This window comes from Embleya australiensis (assembly GCF_051903075.1).
GTDB lineage: Bacteria > Actinomycetota > Actinomycetes > Streptomycetales > Streptomycetaceae > Embleya.
Genome location: NZ_CP182422.1, coordinates 4,002,287 through 4,025,312 on the forward strand (window position 1 = coordinate 4,002,287; position 23,026 = coordinate 4,025,312).

A 23,026-nucleotide genomic window follows, 5' to 3' on the forward strand; every position below is an offset into this window, starting at 1 on the left:
CGCCGATCGGGTCGGGGTGCCCTCGTGCTCCGAGCGCCCGTTTCCGGATTCACACCACCCGCGCATCGGCGTCCCTCCTCTCCGCTTCTCGTCGTCTCGTTCCCGGTGACGGTTCAGCTGCCGGCCGCTTCGCCCGACTCCTCCGGACCGCCCTCGGCCTCCGCCGTGGGTTCCGCGACCGCCACCCGTGCCGGACGGATGATCCGCTCGCCCACTTGATAACCGGGCTGCAGGATCTCCACACACGTGGGTTCGGTGACATCGGTCGCGTACGAGTGCAGCAGCGCCTCGTGCACCGTCGGGTCGAACGGGTCGCCCTTCGAACCGAAGCTCTGCAGCCCCATCTTGGCCACGATCGACTCCAGCGACTCGGCGACCGACTTGAAGCCGCCCGCCAGTTCGCCGTGGTCCCGGGCCCGACCGATGTCGTCGAGCACCGGCAGCAGTTCGCTCAGCACCTTGATGGCGGCCGACTCGCCCGCCACGTTGCGGTCCCGCTCGACCCGCTTGCGGTAGTTCGCGTACTCCGCCTGAAGCCGCTGGAGGTCGGCCGTGCGCTCGCCGATTTGGTTGCGCAGCTCGGCGAGTTCGGCCGCCCCGGGGGCCGGGGCCGCCGCGGTGGCGGCGGTCCCGGTTTCCGGCTTCGACTCGGTTTCTTGGGCGTCGCCCGGGACGGCGCCGTGGTTCGAGCCGTTCCCTTCGGTCACGCAGCACCGCCCTTGCGGTCCTCGTCGACGATCTCGGCGTCCACGACGTCGTCGTCGGCGGTGTTGGCCGAGGCGTCACCCGCGCCGGCCGCGCCCTCGGTGCCCGGCTGGGCGTTCGCGTACATCGCGGTGCCCAGCTTCTGGCTCGTGGTGCTGACCTTCTCCGCGGCGTCGCGGATGGCGGCCAGGTCCTCGCCCTTGAGCGCGTCCTTCAGCTCGGTCAGCGACGTCTCGACCTCGGTCTTCACGTCGGCCGGGACCTTGTCGCTGTTGTCCTTGATGAACTTCTCGGTGGTGTACACCAGTTGCTCGGCCTGGTTGCGGGTCTCCGCGGCCTCGCGACGCTGGTGGTCCTCCTCCGCGTGCGCCTCGGCCTCGCGCATCATGCGGTCGATGTCGTCCTTCGGCAGGCCCGAGCCGCCGGTGATGGTCATCGACTGCTCCTTGCCCGTGCCCAGGTCCTTGGCGGACACGTGCACGATGCCGTTGGCGTCGATGTCGAAGGTGACCTCGATCTGCGGCAGCCCGCGCGGGGCCGGCGGCAGGCCGGTCAGCTCGAACATGCCGAGCTTCTTGTTGTACGCGGCGATCTCGCGCTCACCCTGGAACACCTGGATCTGCACCGACGGCTGGTTGTCCTCGGCCGTGGTGAAGATCTCCGAACGCTTGGTCGGGATCGTGGTGTTGCGCTCGATCAGCTTGGTCATGATGCCGCCCTTGGTCTCGATACCGAGGGACAGCGGGGTGACGTCGAGCAGCAGGACGTCCTTGACCTCGCCCTTGAGCACACCGGCCTGGAGCGCGGCGCCGACGGCCACGACCTCGTCCGGGTTGACGCCCTTGTTGGGCTCCTTGCCGCCGGTCAGCTCGCGCACGACGTCGGCGACGGCCGGCATCCGGGTCGAGCCGCCGACCAGGACGATGTGGTCGATCGCCGAGAGCGGGATGCCCGCGTCCTCGATGACCTTCTGGAACGGCACCTTGGTGCGGTCGAGCAGGTCCTGGGTCAGCTGCTGGAACTGGGCCCGGGTGAGCTTCTCGTCCAGGTGCAGCGGGCCCTCGGCCGAGGCGGTGATGTAGGGCAGGTTGATCGAGGTCTCCATCGAGGAGGACAGCTCGATCTTGGCCTTCTCCGCCGCCTCGCGCAGGCGCTGGAGGGCCATCTTGTCCTTGGACAGGTCCACGCCGTGGGCGTTCTGGAACTGCTTGACCAGGTGGTCCATGACCCGCTGGTCCCAGTCGTCGCCACCGAGGTGGTTGTCGCCGTTGGTGGCCTTGACCTCGACCACGCCGTCGCCGATCTCCAGGAGCGACACGTCGAACGTGCCGCCGCCGAGGTCGAAGACGAGGATGGTCTGCTCGTCGGCCTTGTCCAGGCCGTACGCCAGCGCGGCCGCGGTGGGCTCGTTGACGATGCGCAGCACGTTCAGACCGGCGATCTCGCCGGCCTCCTTCGTGGCCTGGCGCTCGGCGTCGTTGAAGTACGCCGGCACGGTGATGACCGCGTCGGTGACCTTCTCGCCCAGGTAGGCCTCGGCGTCGCGCTTGAGCTTCATCAGGATGCGGGAGCTGATCTCCTGCGCGGTGTACTTCTTGTCGTCGATCGCCACGGACCAGGTGGTCCCCATGTGGCGCTTGACGGACCGGATGGTCCGGTCGACGTTGGTGACGGCCTGGCGCTTGGCCACCTCGCCGACCAGGACTTCACCGTTCTTCGCGAAGGCAACCACGGACGGTGTGGTCCGCGACCCCTCCGCGTTGGTGATGACGGTCGACTCGCCGCCTTCCAGAACGCTGACGACGGAGTTCGTCGTACCGAGGTCGATACCGACCGCACGTGCCATGATTCGGTTCCTCCACGGAAAGAGTTGAGCGCTTGTCACTCAAGCATGAGCTGCCCGGTTCAACGGGTCAAATCGCTTGAGTATTCCTCGCTCAACTTTAGTGCCTCGAAGGCTGTGAGGGGCGGGTTCCATGCGTCGATCGTGTCCACTCGATGTCACGCGGCCGAACGGCTCGGACGCTTGGCGTCATCGAAACGTTGTGCGCCTCGGGAGACTTATCTAGGTGAATGTCGCCACAAATGACACCCTTGACCTCTGCGGCCTCCGGGTGCACATGGCAGCATGTTCGCGCGCCTGCTGCCTGCCGCGCCGACGGCGGGCGAAATCCGAGATCCCAGGGGGACCCCCATGAGCGATGGTCAGGGCTATCCGCCCGTACCTCCGATGCCGCCCGGCCCGCCGGGCCCGCCGCAGGGGGGTTACCCGCCGCCTCCGGACGGTTATCCGCAGCAGCCGGGAGGTTATCCGCAGCAGCAGGGGCAGCCGGGCGGCTTCCAGGAGACCGGCGGTTACCCATACCCGCAGTACAGCGAGTATGGCCACTACCAGCAGTACGCGCAGAACCCGATCCAACTCGACGCAAACGGCCGTCCGCCGCGGGGGGCGCGCAGCCGCAAGGTGATCGGCACCTGGATCGCCGGCATCACCGGCGCCATCGTCGCGTCCGTGATCGTCGCCATGGTCGGCTTCGACGACCCGACGGACAAGAAGGACCCGTCGGCCGAGGCGAGCAAGCCGGCGCCGATCGTGGTCGGCAAGACGGCCGCGCCCAGCAACAGCGCGGCGGTCGCGCCGAAGAAGGCCGACATGTCGAACGAGCTGAAGATCCCGACGGCGTTGCCGCCGATTACCGGGCCGAAGATCACCGGCATCACGGTCGATCCGAAGACCTGGCCCAAGGCCTGCGACCTGCTGACGGACGAAGAGATCAAGACGGCCATCCCCGAGGGCACGATCCGCGAGCGCAAGAGCCGCATGGGTCGCATCTCGAACATGTTCGGCAACAACGTCAACGACAACGAGTGCCAGATCACGCTCGACCTGCCGAACCAGCAGTCCTCGAACTACCCGGCCGAGATCAGCATCACCTCGTACGGATACAAGACGTTGGCCGACGAGAAGGCTTCCTTCGCGAAGGAGAAGACCAGCCAGGAGCGCACCTCCAAGCAGTTCCCCGATCAGTACGACGACATCCCGGCCGACAAGATCGGCGTGGACGGGGCGTTCCGGGACAACCGCACGGTGCAGATCTCCAAGAATGGCTTCCGGGTCTGGATCACGCTGTCCGCGCAGCTTGAGGACTCGCAGGGCAACCCGATCAAGGGCAACACGATGGCACGCCAGTACGGCCCGACCGTGGCGGCGATCGTCGGGCAGAAGCTGTGAGCGGGGGTTGGCAGCAGCAGCCGCAACAACCCGGGCAGCACGGCGGCGGTTACGGCCAACCAGGGCAGTATCCGCAGCAGCCGGGATATCCGGCCGGACAGCAGGGAGTCCCGCACCAGCAGGGCTACACGCCCCAGCACCCCGGCTACCCGCCGCGGGGCGGCTACGGGCCGCCCGGACAGCCGTACGGACCGCAGGGGCCGCAACGCGGGGGCAATCGATCGGTGTTGTGGATCGCGGTCGTGCTGGTTCTGATCGCGGCCGGGGTCGGCGGCTTCCTGTTCCTGAAGAAGGACGACGACTCGAAGGACACCGCGAAGTCCGGCTCGCAGTCATCCGGCGCCCCCGTCGCGCCGGGAGCCTCCGGCGGCGGCAAGAGCGGTGGCCCCGGAGGCCAGAGCGCGGCGCCTCTGCAACGCCCGATGGTTTTCCCCGCAGCGCCGCCGGCCGACGCCGGGCCAGGATTCAATGCGACCAACGACGGCAAGAGCTGGCCGAAGGCGTGCGAGATGCTGTCCGACGCGCAGATCGGGAAGGTGATCAAGGGCGCCACGGTCAAGACCAGGAAGCCGGACACGACGGTGTCGGTCAAGTACGACTTCCCGGGCGCGGCCGACAACCAGTGCGACTTCGACCTGGCCGTACCGGACCCGAACAATCCGAAGTATCCGTCGTACGCCAAGATCGAGCTCACACTGCACGAGGTGAGCACCCCGGCGACCGCGAAGGGCCACTACGGCGACACCAAGAAGAACCGGGCACGCAAGCCGTTCGGCGAGTTCGAGGAGCTGGGCACCAAGCTGGGCACCGACGACGCGTTCCGTGACGACAGCTACATCTACTTCTACAAGGGGCCGTACTTCGTGGAGTTGTACGTCCACTCCGGGCTGACCGGTCCCGGCGGCGCGAAGCTCGCGGACGACGACGGGGTGAAGCAGTACGGGCCGACGCTCATCGGCTACCTCGTGGCCCGGATGTAGACACGGATGCAACGGATGTAACCGCGGTCCGCGCGGCACGGCAGCAGCGGCGACAGCGCATCGGAACAGCGCGTCGGATCAGGTAATCAGGAGGAGCACGGGGATGGTACGAATCGGGAACCCCGGGGGGAACCAGTACGGCGGCGGGCCGCATCAGCAGCAGCCGTACGGTCAGCCCGGCATGTACCAGCAGCAGTACCCCGGTGGCCCGATGCCGCCCCACCAGCCGCCGCGCCGCAGCAAGCTCAAGCCCGTGCTCGGTTGGATCGGCGTGGTCGTGGGTGGTGTGCTGGCGACGGTGGCGGGGTCGTACATCGTCGACGAGATCAACAAGAAGAACGACAAGGGCGACAAGCCGGTGGCGGAGAACGGGATCGCGTTCCCCGACGGCTACACCCCGCCGCCGGGCGTGGCCTTCAGCGACGGCGCCAAGTTCCGGGCCAGCGGGGACACCGGCACCTGGCCGGACGCGTGCGACATGCTCTCCGACAAGGAGATCCAGAACGCGATCCCCGACTCGAGCATCGTGGGCGGGCGCCAGGGCCGCAAGACCGGCAAGATTCCCAGGAACTACGAGTGCACGGTCAACATCAAGCTGCCCAATCTCGCGGATCCCGCGACGCCGGCCAAGCTCACCATGACGATCAAGGCGATCGGCGACGCCGGACCGGTCAAGGACATGTACGAGAAGGCCAAGAGTGAGGCGGCCCCGTACACCGGCTTCGAGGATTTGGCCAACAAGCTGTTCGTGCAGAGCGCCTTCCGCAACGACACCACGAAACTGAACCTGTTCAAGCAGGGCACGAAGCCGGACTCGCCGGCCTACTACGTGGTGATCGACGTCAAGGCGGACACCAAGGACTCGGCGGGCGGCCCCGAAACGAAGGACGCCTGGACCAAGAAGGTCGGACCTGCCCTCGTGCGCGTCCTCAACATCAAGATGACGGACGACTGAGATGACCGGCCAGTACAACAGCCCGAACTCCGGCCAGTATCCGGGCCAGGGGCCCGGTCCCAGCCAGGGCCCCGGTTACCCGCCCGGCCAGTACGGCCCGCCGCCGGGCTACGGCCAACAGCCCCCCGGCTACGGCGCACCCGGCTACCCGCCGCCGTATCCGCCCCAACCGCCGCGACCCAACCGCCGCAAGCAGATCTTCAGCTGGGTGGCCGTCGTCGCCGGCGGCACCGCGGCAACGGTGGTCGCGGCCCTGCTGATCAACGGCACGGACGGCAAGAAGAACGAGGCGGTGAAGCTCCCGCCCACGGAGAGTGTGCGCAAGCTGGAGAGCTTCGACCCGAACGCGGTGAACAACACGCCGACGACGGCCCCGTCGAAGGAGGCCTCGCGTCCGTCGGCCCCGCCGGCGCCGAAGTCCGGGGGGAAGTTCGCGCCGGTGCCGAACGACATGTCCACGTGGCCGGACGTGTGCGACCTGATCACCCCGGAGGAGCTGGCCAAGGTCATTCCCGAGGTCACCTCCCAGGAGCAACAGGGCACCGCGAAGGCGTCCGGTTCCTACGCCTCCCGCGGCCCGGCGCTGCGCAGCACGACGTGCCAGTACACGGTGAACACCAAGCGCGGCTGGGGTTACAGCAACGTCATCAAGCTGACCATCCAGATTCGCAACATCGATGCTCCCAAGGAGCTCGACTACAACTGGAATCTGAGCAAGACCGGCGCCCAGCGGGTCCAGACCGACTTCAAGGCTCTGGGTACCACGGGCGGCGCCGAGGACGCCTACGTCGCGGTGAACAGCCTGTATCTGCGCAAGGGTCAGTACTACCTCCAGCTCGATGCCTCGGGTTCCCTCAGCAAGGAGGGCACCGACTCGCCCTGGCAGGGCTGGCAGGGCGAACTCCTCCCCAAGCTCCTCCCCACGATCACCGCCAAGATCTGACCCGGTGCGCCCGGTGTCCCCGGTGGGTCGCGGCTGTTGCGACCCGCCGGGGCCCGTGGCCTACTCGTCGCGGTGCACCGTGTTCGGGGTGAAGCCGGGGAGGCAGACGGCGATGTAGTCGGCGCCCTCTTCGCCTCGGGTGCTGTAGCGGACCCATTCGCCGGCGGCGGTGTGGATGCCCTGGCCGGCCGCGACCTCGTGGGTGCCGCCCTCGTGCTCCACGGTGAGCACGCCGCGCAGGACCACCGTGTACTCGTCGAACTCGGGGCGCTGCCCCGGCTCCTCCCAGCCGCCGGGGCTGGTCATGTGCGCGATGCTGAGCGCCTCGTCGCCGGTGTTGACCCGGCCCACGAACTCGCGAATGGTCTTGGGGATGTTCCCGGCCGCCTCGACGACGGTCGGCTTCTCGATGAATTTCGGCATGGTCCCATCCTGTCCCAGCAGGCCGCCGAATCGTCGACGGCCTGGCCTGGTGACGGGGAATCGGCCTCGACCGCGTCGACCCGCGGCTTCCGCCGGATGTCCCGGGAATGCACACTGTGAGTAGCCGGTTCATGACGCAGCGAAGGATGCCTATGGACGAGCACACCGAACGCACCGACACCGACGCCGGTTGGCCCGACAACGAGGGAGGGCGATTGTTCGTCACCTCGATGGACGACGTCGTATACACCCTTCCGGCAACCATTGCGAGCATCCGGGCATCACTGCCGGCAGACGAGCACGACGCGTTCACCAAGGCCATCGAGGACACCCCGGCGCGGGAGCTGCCGTTGGCGCTGTACCACTGGGCCGAAAAGCACACGCCCATCCCGGAAGCCAGGGAACGCACTCACGATTGGGTGCAGGAGATCTACGAGGAAGCGGAAGCCGACACGATCATGGGGGTACCCCGTGCCGCAGTACTCGATCAGGTGGAGTCCCGCTTGCGAGAGGGACCTCCGAAAGCTCACGAGTAGCCAACAGCATGACGTGATCAACGGAATGGCCCGCGTTGCCGGGGACCCGTACGGGTGCGGCTCATCCCCGACATGGGACAAGGACCGGCGCGAAGTGACGTGCGGCAGCGTGTTCGTCATCTACCAAATCACCAACAGCGAACTGGTCGTTACGGTTGTTCAGCTCATCGGATAGGACAGAACGAGGCCACAACTCCCGTACAGCGCGCGGGAGTTGGGACCTCATGTAGTTGGACTAGCGGCCAGGCGGGCGCGGCACCCGGAACCCGCCAAGGGTCCTGGGAGTGACCACGCCAGGGGGCATGGGGAACGGCATCAGATCATCGGGCCTGGCGCCGTCTGTCGGGAACCAAACCCCGTCATCGGCCACAACATCCGCCGGGCCGGCGGTCCACTCGGCTCGCGCCGCATCGAACGGCTGGACCGTCACCCGGCCGGCGTCGTCCACCCGCACGACCACGCCGGGCGGCTGTTCGGGCCGGAGCGCGTCCACGGCGTGCTTCACCTTGTCCCCGATGCCGTAGTCGCTCGGGGTTGTTTCGTCCGGCGGTGGGATCGGTAGTTTCATGTGGACCTCGCTTCGGTGGGGAGGCCGGGGGCCGGCGGATCACTGGCGAGCGAGCGCCGGCCCCTGGCGGTTGGCTGTTGACTGGATGCCGCTTGTGGCCCTCTCCACCGACCGGGCCATGGGAAGGCGGAGAGGGTTCGAAGCCGCGCCGCCGGTAGCCACGACCAAATGGATTCGGCGGCACGGCAGTTCAGGGAGTGGCTTCCGGTTGGCCGGTCGGCCGCACGCTTTCGGAGGGCATGCGCCACTGGACATCCGGACCGAACCGGGCCATGAGGAAACGCACTTCGTTCGGCAGCGGTTGCGCCGCCACGATCTCGCCGGGCCCGCGCACGCCGCGCGTGACCGCGTTGGGTTGTCCGATGTCGGTCTCGTCGTCGACCACTTCGAGGCGCGCCATGGAAATGGTGTAGGCGCTGCCGTTGGCCGTGAGCGCCACGACATAGCCGGTGGCCACGCGGTAGAGCGTGCCCACGTATCCGCTCCGCGTGTCCCGAACGCGCACCTCGTCGGAGGCCGCCAGGCGACGCCGCAAATCGGCTTCTGTGGGCGGTTGTTGTCTCGTCACGATCATGGGCATGCCTGTCCCTCTCGCGCTGTGGCGGGTAGAAATCCGGCCACATTCTGTGGACACGGAATGTCTATCCCAGGATCAACCCGCCGCCTTACGATGCGGCCAGGCGAGAACCTGATTTGCATAGCAATCAGGAATAAATGATCTTGAGGGATTAAACGACTTGGCCGAAGCGATCGACCCAACACAATCGTCCGCAAATATGTTCGCCGCCCGCGTGACGAAGCTGCGTAAGTTGCGCGGGCTTACGCAAGCCCAACTGGCGGCCTTGATCCACGTGCACCCCACGCGCATCACCCAAATCGAACGGCGCACGGGCAGTCCGCCGACGTGGGAACAGGCGTGGCGCCTGGATGCCGCGCTGGGTGCCGATGACCTGCTCACGGACCTGTGGAAGGCGAGCCAGCGGGAACTGGTCCCCGATTATGTGCGTGAGTACATGGACCGAGAGCAGGCGGCAACCGACCTACGTTTCTACGCCGCGCAGATCGTGCCGGGCTTGCTTCAGACAAAGGCATACGCACGCGCCACGCTCCGACTTGGGCAAGCGCTGACCAGTGACGACGAGCTTCGGGATCGTATCTCGCGACGCTTGGACCGCCAGGCACGCATTCTGCGCGGCGACAACCCCCCTCGTGTCCGGGTCATCCTCGACGAAGCAGTTCTGGCCCGGAGCGCGGGCAGTCAGTCCGTGATGCGTGGCCAAATGGACCGGCTGTTGGAGGAAGCGAACGCGGGTACCAAGATCCAGATTTTGCCGTTCCGCGCGGGTGAACACGCGGCCATGGGTGGCTCTCTGACACTCGTTCGGACGGTGGACGGTAGCCGATACGCGTATACCGAAAGTGCATTCGATGGGCGACTCTGGGAGGGGCGGTCAGAGGTGAACGCGTTTGGCCTAACCTACGAGCAACTTCGGGCGTCGGCCCTGTCTGCTCGGGAGTCCGAAGTGATGATCAGATCCGTAGCGAAAGGTATGTATCGTGCACCCCACCGGTTGGCGAACTTCCAGCTACAGCAACCAGCAAGGCGCGGAGTGCGTGGAAGTCGCTACATCCCAAGACGCCGTTCCGATTCGTGACAGCAAAGATCGAAGCCTGGGTCACCTCGTCGTCCCTACGGCTTCGTGGACAGCACTTACAGAGGCGCTGCGCGGCTAGTGCGACCTGACGCCCCGTCGGCCGTTGTCGGTCGGCGGGGCTTATTGCTGCCCTGCCGGGGTTGCGTCTTTGGCTGCGTGGTGGCCTGGTGTGGGGCTGGTCAGAGTCGGTGATGGGCCGCCGCCGGCGTGCGGGGCTCGGAGGCGGAGGGCTCCCGACGAGACGGGTGTGTTGCTCGGCGGGAAAAAGCACCCGGCAGCGGCGGGCAGGGTGGGTGCTCGGGTCAGGTTCGCCGGGGAGGCTTCGCGGGGGGTCGGGTGGTTCCGGCGAGAGTCGCCGTCTCGGTCGGCTGCACGGGGCCGGTCAGAGTCGTCGAGGTGGGCCGCCGCCGGCGTGCGGGGCTCCGAGATCGGGGGGCTCCCGACGAGACGGGTGTGTTGCTCGGCGGAAAAGGCGGCTGGCAGCGGCGGGCAGGGTGACGGGCCAGGTTGAGCGCGCCCAGGGGCCTTCCTGATGGGTTGGGGTGTTTCGGAGGCGTCTGGAGAGAGCTGGGGTTCGAAACCGGACCTCGGTGGGTGGTTGTGGGCTTCGAGTCTCGGTGACCTGCGGTTTTGTGGGGTCGAGATGGAAAGTCGGGTGTCGAGTGGCGGTTTCGTGTGCTCCGGCCCCCTCGACTCCGGCGGGGAGACCGAAACCGCTCATTCGGAGCCGATCTCGGGCGCTGCGGCCTCTCGGCGGCCGAAAGTGCCCTGTGGGCGTCGAAACCGGATCCCGAGGCACTCGAAACGGCAGCCGCTTGCGCTGACCTGCGGTTTTCTCGCGCGCGGAGGCTGCGGCACCTCACGGGATCCGGTTTCGTGAACCTCCGCCACCCACACGCCCACCGCACCCCGAAAACACCCGGCCGCCCGACCCACCCGGGAACGCTCCCCGGCAGACCCAACCCGAGCTCCCACCCGCCCGCCACTGCCGGCCGGTTTTCCGCCGACCAACGCACCCGTCTCGTCAGGAGCTTCGAGTCTCCAAGCCCCGCACGCTGGCGGCGGCCCACCTCGACGACCCTGACCGACCCCGGCCCAGCCCTCCGCAACCAGGGGCGTGACCATCACCGGGAACACCCGGCCCACTTGGAAAGGTTCACCGGCGGATTCGACCCGAGCGCCTCCCTGCCCGCCGCTGCCGGCCGGGTTTTCGCCGAGCAACACACCCGTCTCGTCGGGAGCCCCCGATCTCGGAGCCCCGCACGCTGGCGGCGGCCCACCTCGACGACTCTGACCGGCCCCGTGCAGCCGACCGAGACGCGACTCTCGCCGGAACCACCCGACCGCCCGCGAAGCCTCCCCGGCGGACCTGAACCGACCACCCACCCTGCCCGCCGCTGCCGGGTGCTTTTCCCGCCGAGCAACACACCCGTCTCGCCAAAAGCCCCAAGTCTCGGAGCCCGCACGCCGGCGGCGGCCCATCACCGACTCTGACCAGCCCCACACCAGGCCACCCGCGACCAAAGGCGCAACGCCCGCCGGGAGCACCCAGCCCACTCGGGAGGGCCCCGCCGACCCGGCCCGCCCTCGCCGAACCCACGCCGCAACCAAAACGCCACCCCACCCCACCCCACCCACCCCACCCCACCCCACCCACCCCACCCAGCCCAGCCCAGCCCGGCTCCGCCCCACCCGCCCGTAAATCGTTGGCCACCTCCCCCAGCCCCTTGGGACCGTAGAGCCGACGGGGAAGCGGCCGCCGCCTCGGCGGTCACGGGGAAGGGGGCAGCCATGTCCGCGCTCAAGGTCACGGTCGAGTGGTTGGTGGTGCACCCGCACCCGAATGCCGATGCGTTGGAGCTGGCCCAGGTCGGGCTGTACCGGGCCGTCGTCGCCAAGGGGGCCTACGTCACCGGCGATGTCGCGCTCTACATCCCGGAGCAGGCCGTGTTGCCCGATGGCCTCGTCGAGGAACTCGGGCTCACCGGGAAACTCGCCGGCTCGGCCAAGAACCGGGTGCGGGCCATCCGGCTGCGTGGCGAGTTGTCGCAGGGCATCGTCTGTCGGCCGGCCGCGCTGGCCGACCTCGACCTCGATGCCGCGCTCGCCGACGGCAAGGACTTCGCCGAGCTGCTCGGCATCGTCAAATGGGTGCCGCCCATCCCCGTGCACATGAGCGGCGACATCGTGGCCGCGCCCGATCTGCTGCCGTGGGTCGACATGGAGAACATCCGGCGCTACCCGGACCTGTTCACGGCCGGCGAGCCGGTGGTGGCCACCGAGAAGATCCACGGCACCGCCTGCCTCTACACCTACCTCACCCGCACCGGCGAGAGCTTCGTCTCCTCCAAGGGCTTCGGCGCCCGGTCGCAGGCGCTGGCCCGGGACGAGCACAACCTCTACTGGCGCAGCGTGCTCGCGCACCGGCTGCCCGAGGTCGCCGCAGAGGTGGCCGCGCGGTTCGGCGCGGCGCGGGTGGGCGTGTTCGGCGAGGTGTACGGGCAGGGTGTGCAGGATCTGGGCTACGGCGCGCAGGGGCGGTCCGAGCTGCCCGGCTACGCGGTGTTCGACATCGCGCTCGCGGACGAGAGCGGCGCGGTACGGCACGTCGACGCCGAGGAGTTGGCCGACCTGCTCGCCGACCTCACGACCGCGCCGCCGGTGGTACCGACCCTGTACGCCGGGCCCTACGACGAGGCCGAACTGCTGGCCCTGGCCGAGGGCCGGGAAACCGTCTCGGGCACCGCCGCGCACCTGCGGGAGGGCCTGGTGGTGCGCCCGGCACGCGAGCGGTACAGCGCCGTGGTCGGGGGGCGCGCGATCGGCAAGATCGTCTCCGCGTCATACCTGATGCGCAAGGGCGGTACGGAGTACGAATGAGCGCACCCTCGGGACCCACCGCCCTGGGCCGAATGAGAGAGGATGGCGTCGATACGTCTGGAGAGGATCCTTCATGAGCATCGACCCATCCTCGCTTCCGAGGTCGACCTTCGTTCCGGCCGCGCCGGTCGTCAAGCCGTCGGCGGACCTGATCAACCAGGTCCTCGACGAACTCCAGGTGAACCATTTCACCGACGACGAGGGCGACATCTGTGCGCCCTGGGATGGCTTCCGCGTCTACTTCATGCTGCGCGGAGACAAGCAGGAGATCTTCACGGTCCGGATGTTCCTGGACCGTGCGTTCGACCCGGCCGACCGGCCGCGGATCCTGGAGCTGCTGGACGAGTGGCACCGCCAGTTCTTCTGGCCCAAGGTCTACACGCACGAGCACGAGGGACAGCTGCGGCTGATCGGCGAGGCCCAGCTCGACTGCGAGCCGGGGATCAACCGCGAGCTGTTCGTGTTCACCACGCGGGCGTGGATCAGCACGTGCATCTCGTTCGCGAACTGGATCACCGAGCAGTACGGCCCCGAGGACAAGCCGGTGACCGACGGCGAGGTATAGGCGGAACCCGCGCGTGTGGGGGCCGCAGACCCGACCCCCACACGCAACCGCCACACGCAACCGCCACACCCACGATCCACTGGGCAGGGCTCAGCCGGCGAGCCGCTTGGCGGCCTCCTCCAGGACCTCGACGCGCTTGCAGAAGGCGAAGCGGACCAGGGGGCGGCCCACCTCCGTGTTGTCGAAGAAGACCACCTCGGGGATCGCGACCACGCCGCGCAGTTCGGGCAGCCTGCGGCAGAAGTCGAGGCCGTCGGCGTAGCCGAGCGGGGTGATGTCGGTAGTGGTGAAGTAGGTGCCCTGCGGCTCGTAGACGGTCAGTCCGGCCGCCCGCAGCCCGCCGCCGAGCAGGTCGCGCTTGTGTCGCAGGTCCTCGCGCAGCCCGTCGAAGTACGTGTCGGGCAGGCGCAGCGCGTGTGCGATCGCGGGCTGGAACGGGGCGCCCGAGGTGTAGGTCAGGAACTGCTTGGTCGTGCGTACCGCCGCGATCAGCTCCCTCGGCGCGCACACCCAGCCGACCTTCCAGCCGGTGAACGAGAACGTCTTGCCCGCCGACGAGATGGTGACGGTGCGCTCGCGCATCCCCGGCAGGGTCGAGATCGGGATGTGCTCGCCGGTGTAGACCAGGTGTTCGTACACCTCGTCGGTGACCACGATCAGGTCGTGCTCGATCGCGACGGCGGCGATCGCCTCCAGCTCGGCCCGGGTGAGCACGGTGCCGGTCGGGTTGTGCGGGGTGTTGAGCATGATCACCCGGGTGCGGTCGGTGACCGCCGCGCGCAGCTCGTCGAGGTCCGGACGAAAGTGCGGGGGGCGCAGGGTGACGCCCACCCGGCGGGCGCCGGCCATCGCGATGCAGGCCGCGTACGAGTCGTAGAACGGTTCGAGCGCGATCACCTCGTCGCCCGGTTCGAGCAGCGCGAGCAGCGCGGCGGCGATCGCCTCGGTGGCGCCGGTGGTGATCAGCACCTCGCCGTCCGGGTCGAACGTCTGGTCGTAGAAGCGCTGCCGGTGCTCCGCCACGGCCAGCCGTAGATCCGGGATACCGTCACCCGGCGGGTACTGGTTCGCCCCGTCGCGCATCGCCGCGACGGCCGCCTCGATCACCTCCGCCGGGCCGTCGGTGTCGGGGAAACCCTGGCCGAGGTTGATCGCGCCGGTGGTGCGCGCGAGGGCGGACATCTCGGCGAAGATCGTCGTGCCGAGGCCGTCCAGGTGTCTGGCCAACAGGGGTCGGTTCATCCGTACGGCTCCTTCGCGAGGGTCGGCTCTTCGGGCCCATCCTCGCCTGCGACACCCCGGCGCTCACAGGCCGCCCTTCACCCGTTCGTGTGATTGTCTTTCACCTTTGTGGGTGACGACGGTGTGCCTTCGGGCGCCTACGGTGAGTCATGTCCCCTGGTTTGCAGCCGATTGTCGCCCCGGGAGCCTCCCGAGGGTGTTCCCCGTTGCCCGGACAGATGAGCGCGAGACATGCACGCCACACTCACCACCACGTACACCGACACCCGCGCGGACGCCCTCGGCTGGTGCCTGGGCCTGCCGCCGCTTCCCGCGTTGGCCGCGCGCGACGTCGACCTCGGAGGACTGAAGCTGGACCTGCGCCTGCTGGGCGCCTCGCACCAGGTGCTGATCGGCCCCGAGCCGGGCGGGGGCGAGCCGGTGTCCGAGACGGTCGCGTGCGTGCCGGGCGCGGCCACCCCGCTGCCCGCCCGGGCGGCGACCCGGCTCGGTCGGTGGGAGTACGAGTTCACCGCCTTGACCCAGCAACTCGGCGACAGCGCGTTCGCGGCCCGGGTGCGCGAGATCGTCGCGCTGGCCACCGGGCACCGGTACGGCCTGATCGGCGAGTATCCGGGGCTGCCGTACGCGGTCACCGCCATGGTCGTGGAGCGCTGCGGGGCCGGCGCGGTCTGGTCCACGTGGCACACGTACCCGCAGGAATGCCGGATCGTGAGCACCCGGAGCCGCGCCATGTGAGGCCGCACGCGCGCGAGACCGGCGGGCGCGGGCCCGGCGCGCCCACCCGCGCCGCGTAGTCGGATCGGGTGAACCGTCGGCGCGTTCGGCGACCCCCGCGCGCTCCGCGCATAGCGTGCTCGGAGTGAACTCCCCCGCGCCGCGCACCGCCACGATCGTGCGCGCGTCGGCCGCCCGGTCCCCCTCCACCGCGATCGCCCCCGGGCTCGCGCGATTCGTGGTCCTGCTCGCCGTCCTCGTCTGCGCGGCCTGCGGCCTGGTCTACGAACTCGCGCTGGCCGCGCTCGGCGGCACGCTGGGCGGCGATCCGGTGGTGGAGACCTCGATCGTGTTGTCGGTGATGGTCTTCGCGATGGGCGTCGGGGCGCTCGTCGCCAAGCCGTTCGTGCGCCGCGCCGCACCGGCGTTCCTGGCCGCCGAGATCCTGCTCGCCGCGTGCGGCGGGATGTGCGCGACCGTGCTGTTCGCCGGGTTCGCCTGGTACGACGTCTACCGCTGGCCGATGATCGCCGTCGCGGCCGTGCTCGGGCTGCTGATCGGCGCCGAGATCCCGCTGCTGATGACGCTCGTCCAGCGGATCCGGCCGCAGGAGGCGGGCAGCGCGGTGGCCGACCTGTTCGCGGCCGACTACGTGGGCGCGCTGGTCGGCGGCCTGCTCTTCCCGTTCCTGCTGCTGCCGCACCTGGGCCAACTGCGCACCGTGGTGCTCGCGGGCATGGTCAACGCGATCGCCGGCGCGCTCGTGGTGTTGTGGCTGTTCCGGGCCGACCTGCCCGCGCGCCTACGGATGGGCATGTACGCCGCGGTGGGCGCCGTGCTCGCACTGCTCGCCGGTACCTGGCTGTACACGCCCGCCTTCGAACGGGCCGCGCGCGACGCCCTCTACGACGGCGACGTGGTGTCCGCCCACGAGGACGTGGTGGTCACCCACACCGCCGCCGGGCCCGAGATGTACGTGGCCGGCGAGCGCCGGGTGGCGGCCACGGGGGCGAGCGAGACCGCCCAGGCGCTGGTGCACCCGGCGATGGCCGGCCGGCACGAGCGGGTGCTCGTGCTCGGCGGGGGCGACGGGCTGGCCCTGCGCGAGGTGCTGCGCTACGCGGCGGTGCGCGACGTGGTGGTCGTGGTCGCACACCTCGGCGAGACCGCGCCCGCCCGCACCGATCCCGCCCTGCGCGCCCTCGCCGGCGACGCGTTCGCCGACCCCCGGGTGCGCGTGGTCGGCGCGGACGCCTTCGCGTGGGTACGGGCGAGCGCCGAGCGCTTCGACGTGGTGGTCGCCGACCTGCCCGGACCCACCGTCGGCGCCGCCGCGCGCCTGTACACCCAGGAGTTTTACGGCCTGACCCGTACCGTGCTGCGCCCGGCGGGCCGGATCGTGGTGCGCGCGCCCGCGCCCGACGCGCACCGTCGGGCGTTCTGGTGCGCCGACGCGGGCCTGCGCGCCGCGGGGCTGCGCACGCTGCCCTACCGGATCACCGTGCCGGGCCCGGCCGATCGCGGCTTCCTGCTCGCCGCGCCCGCGCTCGTGCCCGGAGCCGCGTTGCGGCCGGCCGACGACGCGCCGGACCCGGCGGTCGTACCGTTCCTCGACGCCGACCGCCCCGCCCTCGCGAGCCTGTTCCCGCCGCACGAGGCGCGAGTGGAGGTGCCGCCGTCCACCCTGAACGACCCGCGCATCGCCGACTACGCCCGCGAGTAGCCCGCCCCGCGCATGGCCGACCCGCTCAACGGATCGACATGTAGGCGCGGAACGCCTTGTGCAGCGCGGGCTGCACCGGGTACTCCCACTCGCCCAGGTTCTCCACCACGCGCCCGTTCGTCCCCAGCTTCCAGCGCAGCACCCCGAACAGTCGGTCGTCGGGGTCGATCACCGGACTGACCCCGCGCATGTCGTAGACCGGTATGCCGCGCTCGTGCACGTCCTGGATCATCCGCCACTGGAGCGCGTGGCTGGGCCGCACCCCTCGGCCGTGGTCGGTGGAGGCGCCGGTCTGGTACCAGACCCGCTCGCCCGCGGTGATCAGCGTGTGCGCGGCCAGGAGCCGGTCCTCGAACCGGGCCAGGTACAGCTTCATCCGACCCGCCGCCTCGGTGTTCAGCGCCCGGTACTGCCGCTGGTAGTAAGGGAGTTCGCGGCCCAGCCGGAACCCGTTGCGGCGCTCGGTCACCTGGAGCAGGTCGAAGAACGCGGGCAGGTCCTCGTAGCCGCCCACGGCGATGTCCACGCCCGCCTTGCCCGCCTTGGTGATCGCGCGCTTCCACTCCTGGTTGAAGCCCGCCTTGACCTGGTCCAGGGCCCGCCCCTCGAACGGCAACTCGAAGGTGTACCGGGGCTGCGCGTCCGCGCCGTCGCCCGAGGACCGCCACCCCAGGTCGCCCAGCCGCAGTGCGACCGTCGCGCCCAGCGGGTCGATCTCGTCCGGGGTGACCCGATCCAGGTGCTTGAGCCCGTGCCGGACCGCGTCCTTGACGGTCTGCGCCTGCCAGCGCCGGTGGGCCAGCGGCGGCCCCATCCGCACGGTGAACACGTGCCTGGCGCGCATGTGTTCGATCAGCGGTGCCAGCCAGCGCTGCGGGTTCGGGTCGGCCCAGTCGATCACCGGGCCCTCGGGGAGGTACGCGAACCAGTACGGCACCTTGGGCATCTTGCGGTACAGCACCAGGGCCGTGCCGACCACGGCGCCGTTCGCGTCGAACCAGCCGATGCCCTCGCTGCGCCACGCCTCCTTGACCACGGCCCACGACGGGTACTGCAGGAACCCCGCGTCGCCGCGCCCGTCGAGATGCGCCAGGTGCGCGTCCTGCGTCAGCGGAGCGACCCGCAACGCCCGGTCGGCCGGCCCGGCGGGCGCGACGGAGCCGGCGGGCGCGGCGGGAACGGACGGTCGGGCGGGCGGCGCCGGAAGCAGCGTGACCACGGGACGTCTCCTAGGGGACGGAGTGATGCGGGTGGGGAAGCCCCGCAAACCCTTAGAGCCCGTGGGCGAACGGTTTCGTCACCGAGAAATTCGGATGCAACGGAAGTGGCCTCCCAGGCACTCAGACAACGGGGGAGCATGTCCGAAACCCCGAACGCGGCCGAATTGGAGACGTTTGTGAGCCATGTCGTCTCGGGCCGACCGGGGGGCCGGCACGCTCGTGCGGAGGATCGCCGACCCGCGTCCGAGACGCCGGCGCACGGGCCCGCGCGCCCGATCGAGCGGGCACCGGATCGGGGCGAAGGGGGCAAAACCAAAAGAGCCGGCGGCCGATCGATGCTGCGCGGCGGCGCGAGCCTGGCGCTCGGCTCCGCGGTCTCGCGGCTGACCGGCTTCGCCCGCAGCGCCACCGTGGTCGCGGCACTGGGCACCGGCCTGTTCGCCGACGGCTACAACGTGGCGAACACGGTGCCCAACATCCTCTACATCCTGCTCGTCGGCGGCGCGCTCAACTCGGTCCTGGTACCGCAACTGGTGCGCGCGGCCCGGCGCGACGCCGACGGCGGGGCCGGCTACACCGACCGGCTGCTGACCGCCGTGGGCTGCCTGCTGCTCGTGCTCACCCTCGCCGGCGTGCTCTCGGCGCCCGCGATCGTGTCCGCCTACGCGGACTACGACGGCGCCCAGCGCACGCTGACCGTCGCGCTGGCCCGGATGTGCCTGCCGCAGATCCTCTTCTACGGCATGTTCGCGCTGGTCGGCGAAGTGCTCAACGCGCGCGGGCGGTTCGGGCCGATGGCCTGGACGCCGATCCTGAACAACGTCGTGGTGATCGCGGTCTTCGGGTCCTTCCTGCTGGTCGCGCACGACGTGCGGGACGCGCAGGGCATCACCCCGGCGCAGGTCCGCCTCCTCGGCCTGGGCACCACGCTCGGCATCGTCGTCCAGGCGCTGACCCTGGTGCCGTACCTGCGCGCGGCGGGGGTGCGCTTTCGGCCCCGCTTCGACTGGCGCGGCCACGGCCTGGGCGCGCCGCTGCGGATGGCTGGCTGGGCGGTCGCCATGGTCGGCGTCTCGCAACTGGGCTACTGGCTGGTGACCCGGCTCGCGGTCGAGGTGTCCGACAAGGCGGTGAAGTCCGGGCTCGGCCACGGCGTGGGCTACACCGCCTACGCCAACGCGCAGTTGCTCTGGATCGTGCCGCACGGCGTGGTCACCGTGTCGATCGCGACCATGCTGATGCCCCGGATCAGCCGTGCGGCGGCCGACGGACACCCCGCCACGGTCCGCGCGTTGGTCTCCCGGGGCCTGCGGCTGAACGCCCTGGTGATCGTGCCGGTGTCGTTCCTGTTCCTCGCCCTCGGCCCGCAGGTGACCGCGGTGGTCTTCCAGCACGGCGTCACCACCGAGGCGGACACCCGCGCGATGGGCCTGATGTTGACCGCGTTCGCGCCCGGGCTGATCGCCTACTCGGGGCAATACCTGATCCAGCGCGGCCTGTACGCGGTACAGGACGCCCGCACGCCGTTCTGGGCCAACGCGGCGATGACCGCGGCCGGTGCGCTGTTCTCGCTGATCGCCTACTGGACGCTGCCCGCCGAGTGGGCGGTCACCGGGATGGCCGCGGGATACAGCGTCGCGCAGGTGATCGGCCTGGTGTGGCTGGCCCGGGTGCTGCGCCGGCGGTTGCGCGGCCTGGACACGGTCCGGGTGGCGCGCACCCACCTGGGCCTGGCGCTGGTCTCCGCGGGCGCGGCGGGCGGCTCCTGGCTCCTGGCCCGCTGGTGTGCGCACACGCTCGGCTCGGGGCCGCCGGCGGCCGCGGTCGCGCTGGCCGGCGCGGTCGTGGTGTTCGCGGTGATCGTGGCGCCCGTGGCCTACCCGAGGGCCCGCCGGTTGTGGTTGCCCGAGGAGCCGGCGCGGCCGGCCCCCGACCCGGACGCCATGCCGAGGGTGATCGACCCCGACGCGCCGACCGGGCGGCACCGGCGGGTGTGATGGGGTGGGCGGTACACACCGACCGTCCGGGTCGGTGCGCGGGCACGTCGCCCGACGGCGGCCCGCCGCCACGAACGGGGGAGAACGGATGCAGTACGAAGTCGTCGTGCCGATCCCGGTCCGATCTGTCTGGGAGACCTTCCACGACGCCGAACGCCTGGGGCGGTGCATCCCGGGCCTGACGCCCGAGGAGCCGGTCCGCGGGGGTACCGAGGGCGTCGTGCTCACCGGCCGCTGGCGGGTGCGGGTCGACGCCGACACCGTCGCCTTCCGCGGCCTGCTGCGGCTCGCCGCCGCGGCCGAGCCGCTGGCGCTGGTCGCGACCGTGGTCGGGGTCGAGGAGCCGGGCGCGGCCGGGGGCGAGGGGCCGCCGGCCGCCCGCCTCGACGCCGAGTTCACGGTGCGGCTGTACGACCTCGCCGCGGCCGGGGACGACGACGCGGAGCACGCCGGCGAGACCCGGATCGTGTTCGCCGCCGAGCCGGGCGAGTTCGGCCCGGTCGAGGCCGCGCGGCAGGCCGCGTTCGCCCGCGCGGCCGACCTGTTCGCCGCCGCGCTGGCCGACGAACTCGCGCCCGAGACGGCGGCCGACACGCCGTTCGAGCCGGTCCGCCCGCTCGCCGAGCCGTTCTCGACGACGCCGCCGCGCACCCGGCCCTTGCCGCCGCGTCCGGCCGAGGCCGGCTCCGAGGCGGACCTGTGGTCCGAGGTCGGACACGGCAGCGGCCGTGCCGCGCGCCGGGCGATCCGGGTGCTGGTCCCGGCGCTGGGCGCGGTCGTGCTCTGGCGCCTGGTCCGGGTGCGGGCCCGCCGCGAGCGCGTCGGCCGAGCCTGAACGGGCCGGGCCGGTCGCGGCGATAGGCTCCCGTGCCATGACCTCCGACCGTGATGCGCTGCTCGAACAGATCAAGACCAAGGCCGTCGTGCACGGCCGGGTCGTCCTGTCCTCCGGTCGGGAGGCGGACTACTACGTCGACCTGCGCCGGATCACCCTGGACGGCGAGGCCGCGCCGCTGGTCGGCAAGGTCATGCTCGACCTCACCGCCGACCTGGACTTCGACGCGGTCGGCGGGTTGACCCTGGGCGCCGACCCGGTCGCCGGGGCGATGCTGCACGCCGCCGCCGCGCGGGGCCGCAGGCTGGACGCGTTCGTGGTGCGCAAGGCCGGGAAGGCGCACGGTCTGCAGCGCCGGATCGAGGGCCCGGACGTGCGGGGCCGCCGGGTGCTCGCGGTCGAGGACACCTCCACCACGGGCGGCTCGGTGCTGACCGCCGTCGAGGCGTTGCGCGAGGCCGGCGCCGAGGTCGTCGCCGTCGCGGTGATCGTCGAGCGCGGTGCCGCGCCCACCGTGGAAAAGGCCGGCCTCGAGTATCGGGTCGCCTACCACCTGGAAGACCTCGAACTGAATTAGCGGCCCCCGCCCGCGCATTCCGCCGCCGGCCGTCCCGTGTGATGCCTTGCGCATTCATGGGACGGCCATTGCTTTTTTCGCCGTCTCGGATATTGTCGGACCAGTTCCGACGTCGGCGCATCCGCCGACCGGACTTCCCGGGGGGGAAGTATGAATTCGTCGTGTATGCCGCCCTGCACGCGCTCGCCGCGCTCTCGCGGCCGAGTCGTCCCGCGCCGATCGGGGCGTTGAACACCTCTGCCCTTTCCCCTCGGGCCGCCGGGTCGGTTCCCCGTCCGACCCGGCGGCCACCTTCGTCTTCGGCACCCTCCCAGTCCACCCCGCTCCCGGTCCCCGTCCGGGGGCGGGGTGTTTCGCATTGCACCTCGCACCGACCGTCCGCCGGCCCGACGCACGGCGAAGCGGAAAGGTTGTACGGCCGCGTATTTCATTCCGGTCAATTGCCGGTGTCGTACCCGGAACGTCCTTCGGGACGACAAAAAGCGGCGGTGCGCCAATGCGCACCGCCGCTTCGGAGCGTATGTGTTCAGTTACCCGAGGAAGCCGCTTCGCGCTTCGCCTCCCGCTTGCTGCGCACGACCTCGATGATGATCGGCAGCACCGAGATGAGAACGATGACGAAAACGCCCGGCAAAAGATATTTGTCGATGCTGCTGCCGATCGTGTCACCGAGCTTGTAGCCGAGCAGGATGATGCCGTCGGTCCACACCAGGCCGCCGATGACGTTCCAGATGAAGAACGTCCGGGCCGGCATCTCCAGCACTCCGGCGACCGGGTTCAGGAAGGTGCGGACGATCGGGATGAACCGGGCCAGCAGCACCGCCTTGGCCGGGCCGAACTTCTCGAAGTACTGCTCGGCCTTGGTCACGTACTCGGCCTTGAACAGCTTCGAGTCCGGTTTGCTGAACATCTTCGTGCCGTAGCGGGCGCCCAGGAAGTGGCCGAACTGGGCACCGGCGATCGCGCACACCGGCGCCCCGAGGAGCAGCCAGGGCAGCGAGATGGATGTGCCGACGATCTCGTCCGCCGACGAGGACGCGGCGACGCCGGCCAGGAACAGCATCGAGTCGCCGGGGAAGAAGAACCCGACCAGCAGACCCGTCTCGGCGAAGATGATCGCGAGGATGCCGATGAGTCCGAACGTCGAGATGAGGGACGTCGCGTCGAGGACGTTGACAGCTTGGAATTCCACCTTGTGAGGGTAGTGCGCGTGCGGCCCGGGTGGTCACCCGTCCCCACTCCGGGGCACGCATCATTACCGGGTCGGGACGTC

General features: G+C 70.1%; 21 protein-coding genes. 14 read left to right on the forward strand and 7 right to left on the reverse strand.

Going from position 1 to position 23,026, the window contains the following annotated elements; translation table 11 throughout:
- Positions 1-113: 113 nt before the first annotated feature.
- Together grpE and dnaK are read right to left on the reverse strand one after the other, a co-directional pair.
- Positions 114-707: a nucleotide exchange factor GrpE gene (gene grpE / locus ACMXN5_RS17240; RefSeq protein ID WP_439676020.1), complete on the reverse strand. Its 594-nt coding sequence runs from the start codon at positions 705-707 to the stop codon at positions 114-116.
- Entirely contained in the window at positions 704-2,551 is a 1,848-nt protein-coding gene (gene dnaK, locus ACMXN5_RS17245; RefSeq protein ID WP_126636603.1) for a molecular chaperone DnaK, read from the reverse strand. The genes grpE and dnaK overlap by 4 nt, the downstream gene beginning before the upstream one ends.
- 282 nt (positions 2,552-2,833) lie before the next feature.
- Between dnaK and ACMXN5_RS17250 the strand changes: the two genes are divergently transcribed.
- From ACMXN5_RS17250 to ACMXN5_RS17265, 4 genes are all read left to right on the forward strand, one after another.
- A complete protein-coding gene (locus ACMXN5_RS17250; protein ID WP_439676021.1) occupies positions 2,834-3,937 on the forward strand; it encodes a hypothetical protein in 1,104 nt (367 codons plus the stop codon).
- The gene (locus ACMXN5_RS17255) at positions 3,934-4,917 is read left to right on the forward strand and encodes a hypothetical protein (RefSeq protein WP_439676022.1); all 984 of its coding nucleotides are present in this window, start codon (positions 3,934-3,936) and stop codon (positions 4,915-4,917) included. The genes ACMXN5_RS17250 and ACMXN5_RS17255 overlap by 4 nt, the downstream gene beginning before the upstream one ends.
- 103 nt (positions 4,918-5,020) lie before the next feature.
- Complete coding sequence (locus tag ACMXN5_RS17260; RefSeq protein WP_439676023.1) at positions 5,021-5,872, forward strand: hypothetical protein; 852 nt, start codon at positions 5,021-5,023, stop codon at positions 5,870-5,872.
- A 1-nt stretch (position 5,873) separates the two neighbouring features.
- Positions 5,874-6,815: a hypothetical protein gene (locus ACMXN5_RS17265; protein WP_439676024.1), complete on the forward strand. Its 942-nt coding sequence runs from the start codon at positions 5,874-5,876 to the stop codon at positions 6,813-6,815.
- 60 nt (positions 6,816-6,875) lie between these two features.
- Here the strand turns inward: ACMXN5_RS17265 and ACMXN5_RS17270 are convergent, their stop codons facing one another.
- Positions 6,876-7,238 (reverse strand): cupin domain-containing protein, encoded by a 363-nt coding sequence (locus ACMXN5_RS17270; RefSeq protein WP_439676025.1) that lies wholly within the window; start codon positions 7,236-7,238, stop codon positions 6,876-6,878.
- A 152-nt stretch (positions 7,239-7,390) separates the two neighbouring features.
- Here ACMXN5_RS17270 and ACMXN5_RS17275 point away from each other — a divergent pair, with 152 nt between their 5' ends.
- Positions 7,391-7,774, forward strand: a complete 384-nt coding sequence (locus tag ACMXN5_RS17275; protein ID WP_439676026.1) for a hypothetical protein — start codon at positions 7,391-7,393, stop codon at positions 7,772-7,774.
- A 758-nt stretch (positions 7,775-8,532) separates the two neighbouring features.
- On the opposite strand, the gene ACMXN5_RS17280 is transcribed toward ACMXN5_RS17275, so the two are convergent.
- Complete coding sequence (locus tag ACMXN5_RS17280) at positions 8,533-8,922, reverse strand: hypothetical protein (protein ID WP_439676027.1); 390 nt, start codon at positions 8,920-8,922, stop codon at positions 8,533-8,535.
- Between the two features lie 157 nt (positions 8,923-9,079).
- Between ACMXN5_RS17280 and ACMXN5_RS17285 the strand changes: the two genes are divergently transcribed.
- The 4 genes from ACMXN5_RS17285 to ACMXN5_RS17300 all read left to right on the forward strand — a co-directional run bounded on the left by ACMXN5_RS17285 (position 9,080) and on the right by ACMXN5_RS17300 (position 13,442).
- A complete protein-coding gene (locus tag ACMXN5_RS17285; protein ID WP_439676028.1) occupies positions 9,080-9,997 on the forward strand; it encodes a helix-turn-helix domain-containing protein in 918 nt (305 codons plus the stop codon).
- The gene (locus ACMXN5_RS17290) at positions 9,957-10,076 is read left to right on the forward strand and encodes a DUF397 domain-containing protein (RefSeq protein ID WP_439676029.1); all 120 of its coding nucleotides are present in this window, start codon (positions 9,957-9,959) and stop codon (positions 10,074-10,076) included. The genes ACMXN5_RS17285 and ACMXN5_RS17290 overlap by 41 nt, the downstream gene beginning before the upstream one ends.
- A 1,712-nt stretch (positions 10,077-11,788) precedes the next feature.
- On the forward strand, positions 11,789-12,877 hold the full coding sequence (locus ACMXN5_RS17295; protein ID WP_439676030.1) for an RNA ligase (ATP): 1,089 nt from the start codon (positions 11,789-11,791) through the stop codon (positions 12,875-12,877).
- Positions 12,878-12,950: 73 nt separating this feature from the next.
- A complete protein-coding gene (locus tag ACMXN5_RS17300) occupies positions 12,951-13,442 on the forward strand; it encodes a YbjN domain-containing protein (protein WP_439676031.1) in 492 nt (163 codons plus the stop codon).
- 90 nt (positions 13,443-13,532) lie between these two features.
- Here the strand turns inward: ACMXN5_RS17300 and ACMXN5_RS17305 are convergent, their stop codons facing one another.
- Positions 13,533-14,684 carry a pyridoxal phosphate-dependent aminotransferase gene (locus tag ACMXN5_RS17305; protein WP_395798967.1) on the reverse strand — a complete coding sequence of 384 codons (1,152 nt, stop codon included), beginning with the start codon at positions 14,682-14,684 and terminating at the stop codon, positions 13,533-13,535.
- A 231-nt stretch (positions 14,685-14,915) separates the two neighbouring features.
- Here ACMXN5_RS17305 and ACMXN5_RS17310 point away from each other — a divergent pair, with 231 nt between their 5' ends.
- Together ACMXN5_RS17310 and ACMXN5_RS17315 are read left to right on the forward strand one after the other, a co-directional pair.
- A complete protein-coding gene (locus ACMXN5_RS17310) occupies positions 14,916-15,422 on the forward strand; it encodes a DUF2617 family protein (RefSeq protein ID WP_439676032.1) in 507 nt (168 codons plus the stop codon).
- Between the two features lie 124 nt (positions 15,423-15,546).
- On the forward strand, positions 15,547-17,124 hold the full coding sequence (locus tag ACMXN5_RS17315; RefSeq protein ID WP_439676033.1) for a polyamine aminopropyltransferase: 1,578 nt from the start codon (positions 15,547-15,549) through the stop codon (positions 17,122-17,124).
- 25 nt (positions 17,125-17,149) lie between these two features.
- On the opposite strand, the gene ACMXN5_RS17320 is transcribed toward ACMXN5_RS17315, so the two are convergent.
- On the reverse strand, positions 17,150-18,343 hold the full coding sequence (locus tag ACMXN5_RS17320; protein WP_395798962.1) for a lipid II:glycine glycyltransferase FemX: 1,194 nt from the start codon (positions 18,341-18,343) through the stop codon (positions 17,150-17,152).
- Between the two features lie 336 nt (positions 18,344-18,679).
- On the opposite strand from ACMXN5_RS17320, the gene murJ reads away from it, so the two are divergent.
- From murJ to pyrE, 3 genes are all read left to right on the forward strand, one after another.
- Positions 18,680-20,341, forward strand: coding sequence for a murein biosynthesis integral membrane protein MurJ (gene murJ / locus ACMXN5_RS17325; protein WP_439676034.1), 1,662 nt, complete (start codon positions 18,680-18,682; stop codon positions 20,339-20,341).
- An 88-nt stretch (positions 20,342-20,429) separates the two neighbouring features.
- On the forward strand, positions 20,430-21,176 hold the full coding sequence (locus tag ACMXN5_RS17330) for a hypothetical protein (RefSeq protein ID WP_439676035.1): 747 nt from the start codon (positions 20,430-20,432) through the stop codon (positions 21,174-21,176).
- Between the two features lie 37 nt (positions 21,177-21,213).
- Positions 21,214-21,753 (forward strand): orotate phosphoribosyltransferase, encoded by a 540-nt coding sequence (gene pyrE / locus ACMXN5_RS17335; protein ID WP_078976161.1) that lies wholly within the window; start codon positions 21,214-21,216, stop codon positions 21,751-21,753.
- A gap of 526 nt (positions 21,754-22,279) precedes the next feature.
- Here the strand turns inward: pyrE and ACMXN5_RS17340 are convergent.
- A complete protein-coding gene (locus ACMXN5_RS17340; RefSeq protein WP_395798957.1) occupies positions 22,280-22,945 on the reverse strand; it encodes a DedA family protein in 666 nt (221 codons plus the stop codon).
- Between the last annotated feature and the right edge of the window lie 81 nt (positions 22,946-23,026).

Excerpts from the sequence above, each read along its gene's own strand:
- dnaK (WP_126636603.1), bottom strand. The coding sequence starts at position 2,551 with ATGGCACGTGCGGTCGGTATCGACCTCGGTACGACGAACTCCGTCGTC.
- ACMXN5_RS17250 (WP_439676021.1), top strand. The coding sequence starts at position 2,834 with ATGTTCGCGCGCCTGCTGCCTGCCGCGCCGACGGCGGGCGAAATCCGA.
- ACMXN5_RS17260 (WP_439676023.1), top strand. The coding sequence starts at position 5,021 with ATGGTACGAATCGGGAACCCCGGGGGGAACCAGTACGGCGGCGGGCCG.
- ACMXN5_RS17265 (WP_439676024.1), top strand. The coding sequence starts at position 5,874 with ATGACCGGCCAGTACAACAGCCCGAACTCCGGCCAGTATCCGGGCCAG.
- ACMXN5_RS17270 (WP_439676025.1), bottom strand. The coding sequence starts at position 7,238 with ATGCCGAAATTCATCGAGAAGCCGACCGTCGTCGAGGCGGCCGGGAAC.
- ACMXN5_RS17275 (WP_439676026.1), top strand. The coding sequence starts at position 7,391 with ATGGACGAGCACACCGAACGCACCGACACCGACGCCGGTTGGCCCGAC.
- ACMXN5_RS17280 (WP_439676027.1), bottom strand. The coding sequence starts at position 8,922 with ATGCCCATGATCGTGACGAGACAACAACCGCCCACAGAAGCCGATTTG.
- ACMXN5_RS17295 (WP_439676030.1), top strand. The coding sequence starts at position 11,789 with ATGTCCGCGCTCAAGGTCACGGTCGAGTGGTTGGTGGTGCACCCGCAC.
- ACMXN5_RS17300 (WP_439676031.1), top strand. The coding sequence starts at position 12,951 with ATGAGCATCGACCCATCCTCGCTTCCGAGGTCGACCTTCGTTCCGGCC.
- ACMXN5_RS17305 (WP_395798967.1), bottom strand. The coding sequence starts at position 14,684 with ATGAACCGACCCCTGTTGGCCAGACACCTGGACGGCCTCGGCACGACG.
- ACMXN5_RS17310 (WP_439676032.1), top strand. The coding sequence starts at position 14,916 with ATGCACGCCACACTCACCACCACGTACACCGACACCCGCGCGGACGCC.
- murJ (WP_439676034.1), top strand. The coding sequence starts at position 18,680 with ATGCTGCGCGGCGGCGCGAGCCTGGCGCTCGGCTCCGCGGTCTCGCGG.
- ACMXN5_RS17330 (WP_439676035.1), top strand. The coding sequence starts at position 20,430 with ATGCAGTACGAAGTCGTCGTGCCGATCCCGGTCCGATCTGTCTGGGAG.
- pyrE (WP_078976161.1), top strand. The coding sequence starts at position 21,214 with ATGACCTCCGACCGTGATGCGCTGCTCGAACAGATCAAGACCAAGGCC.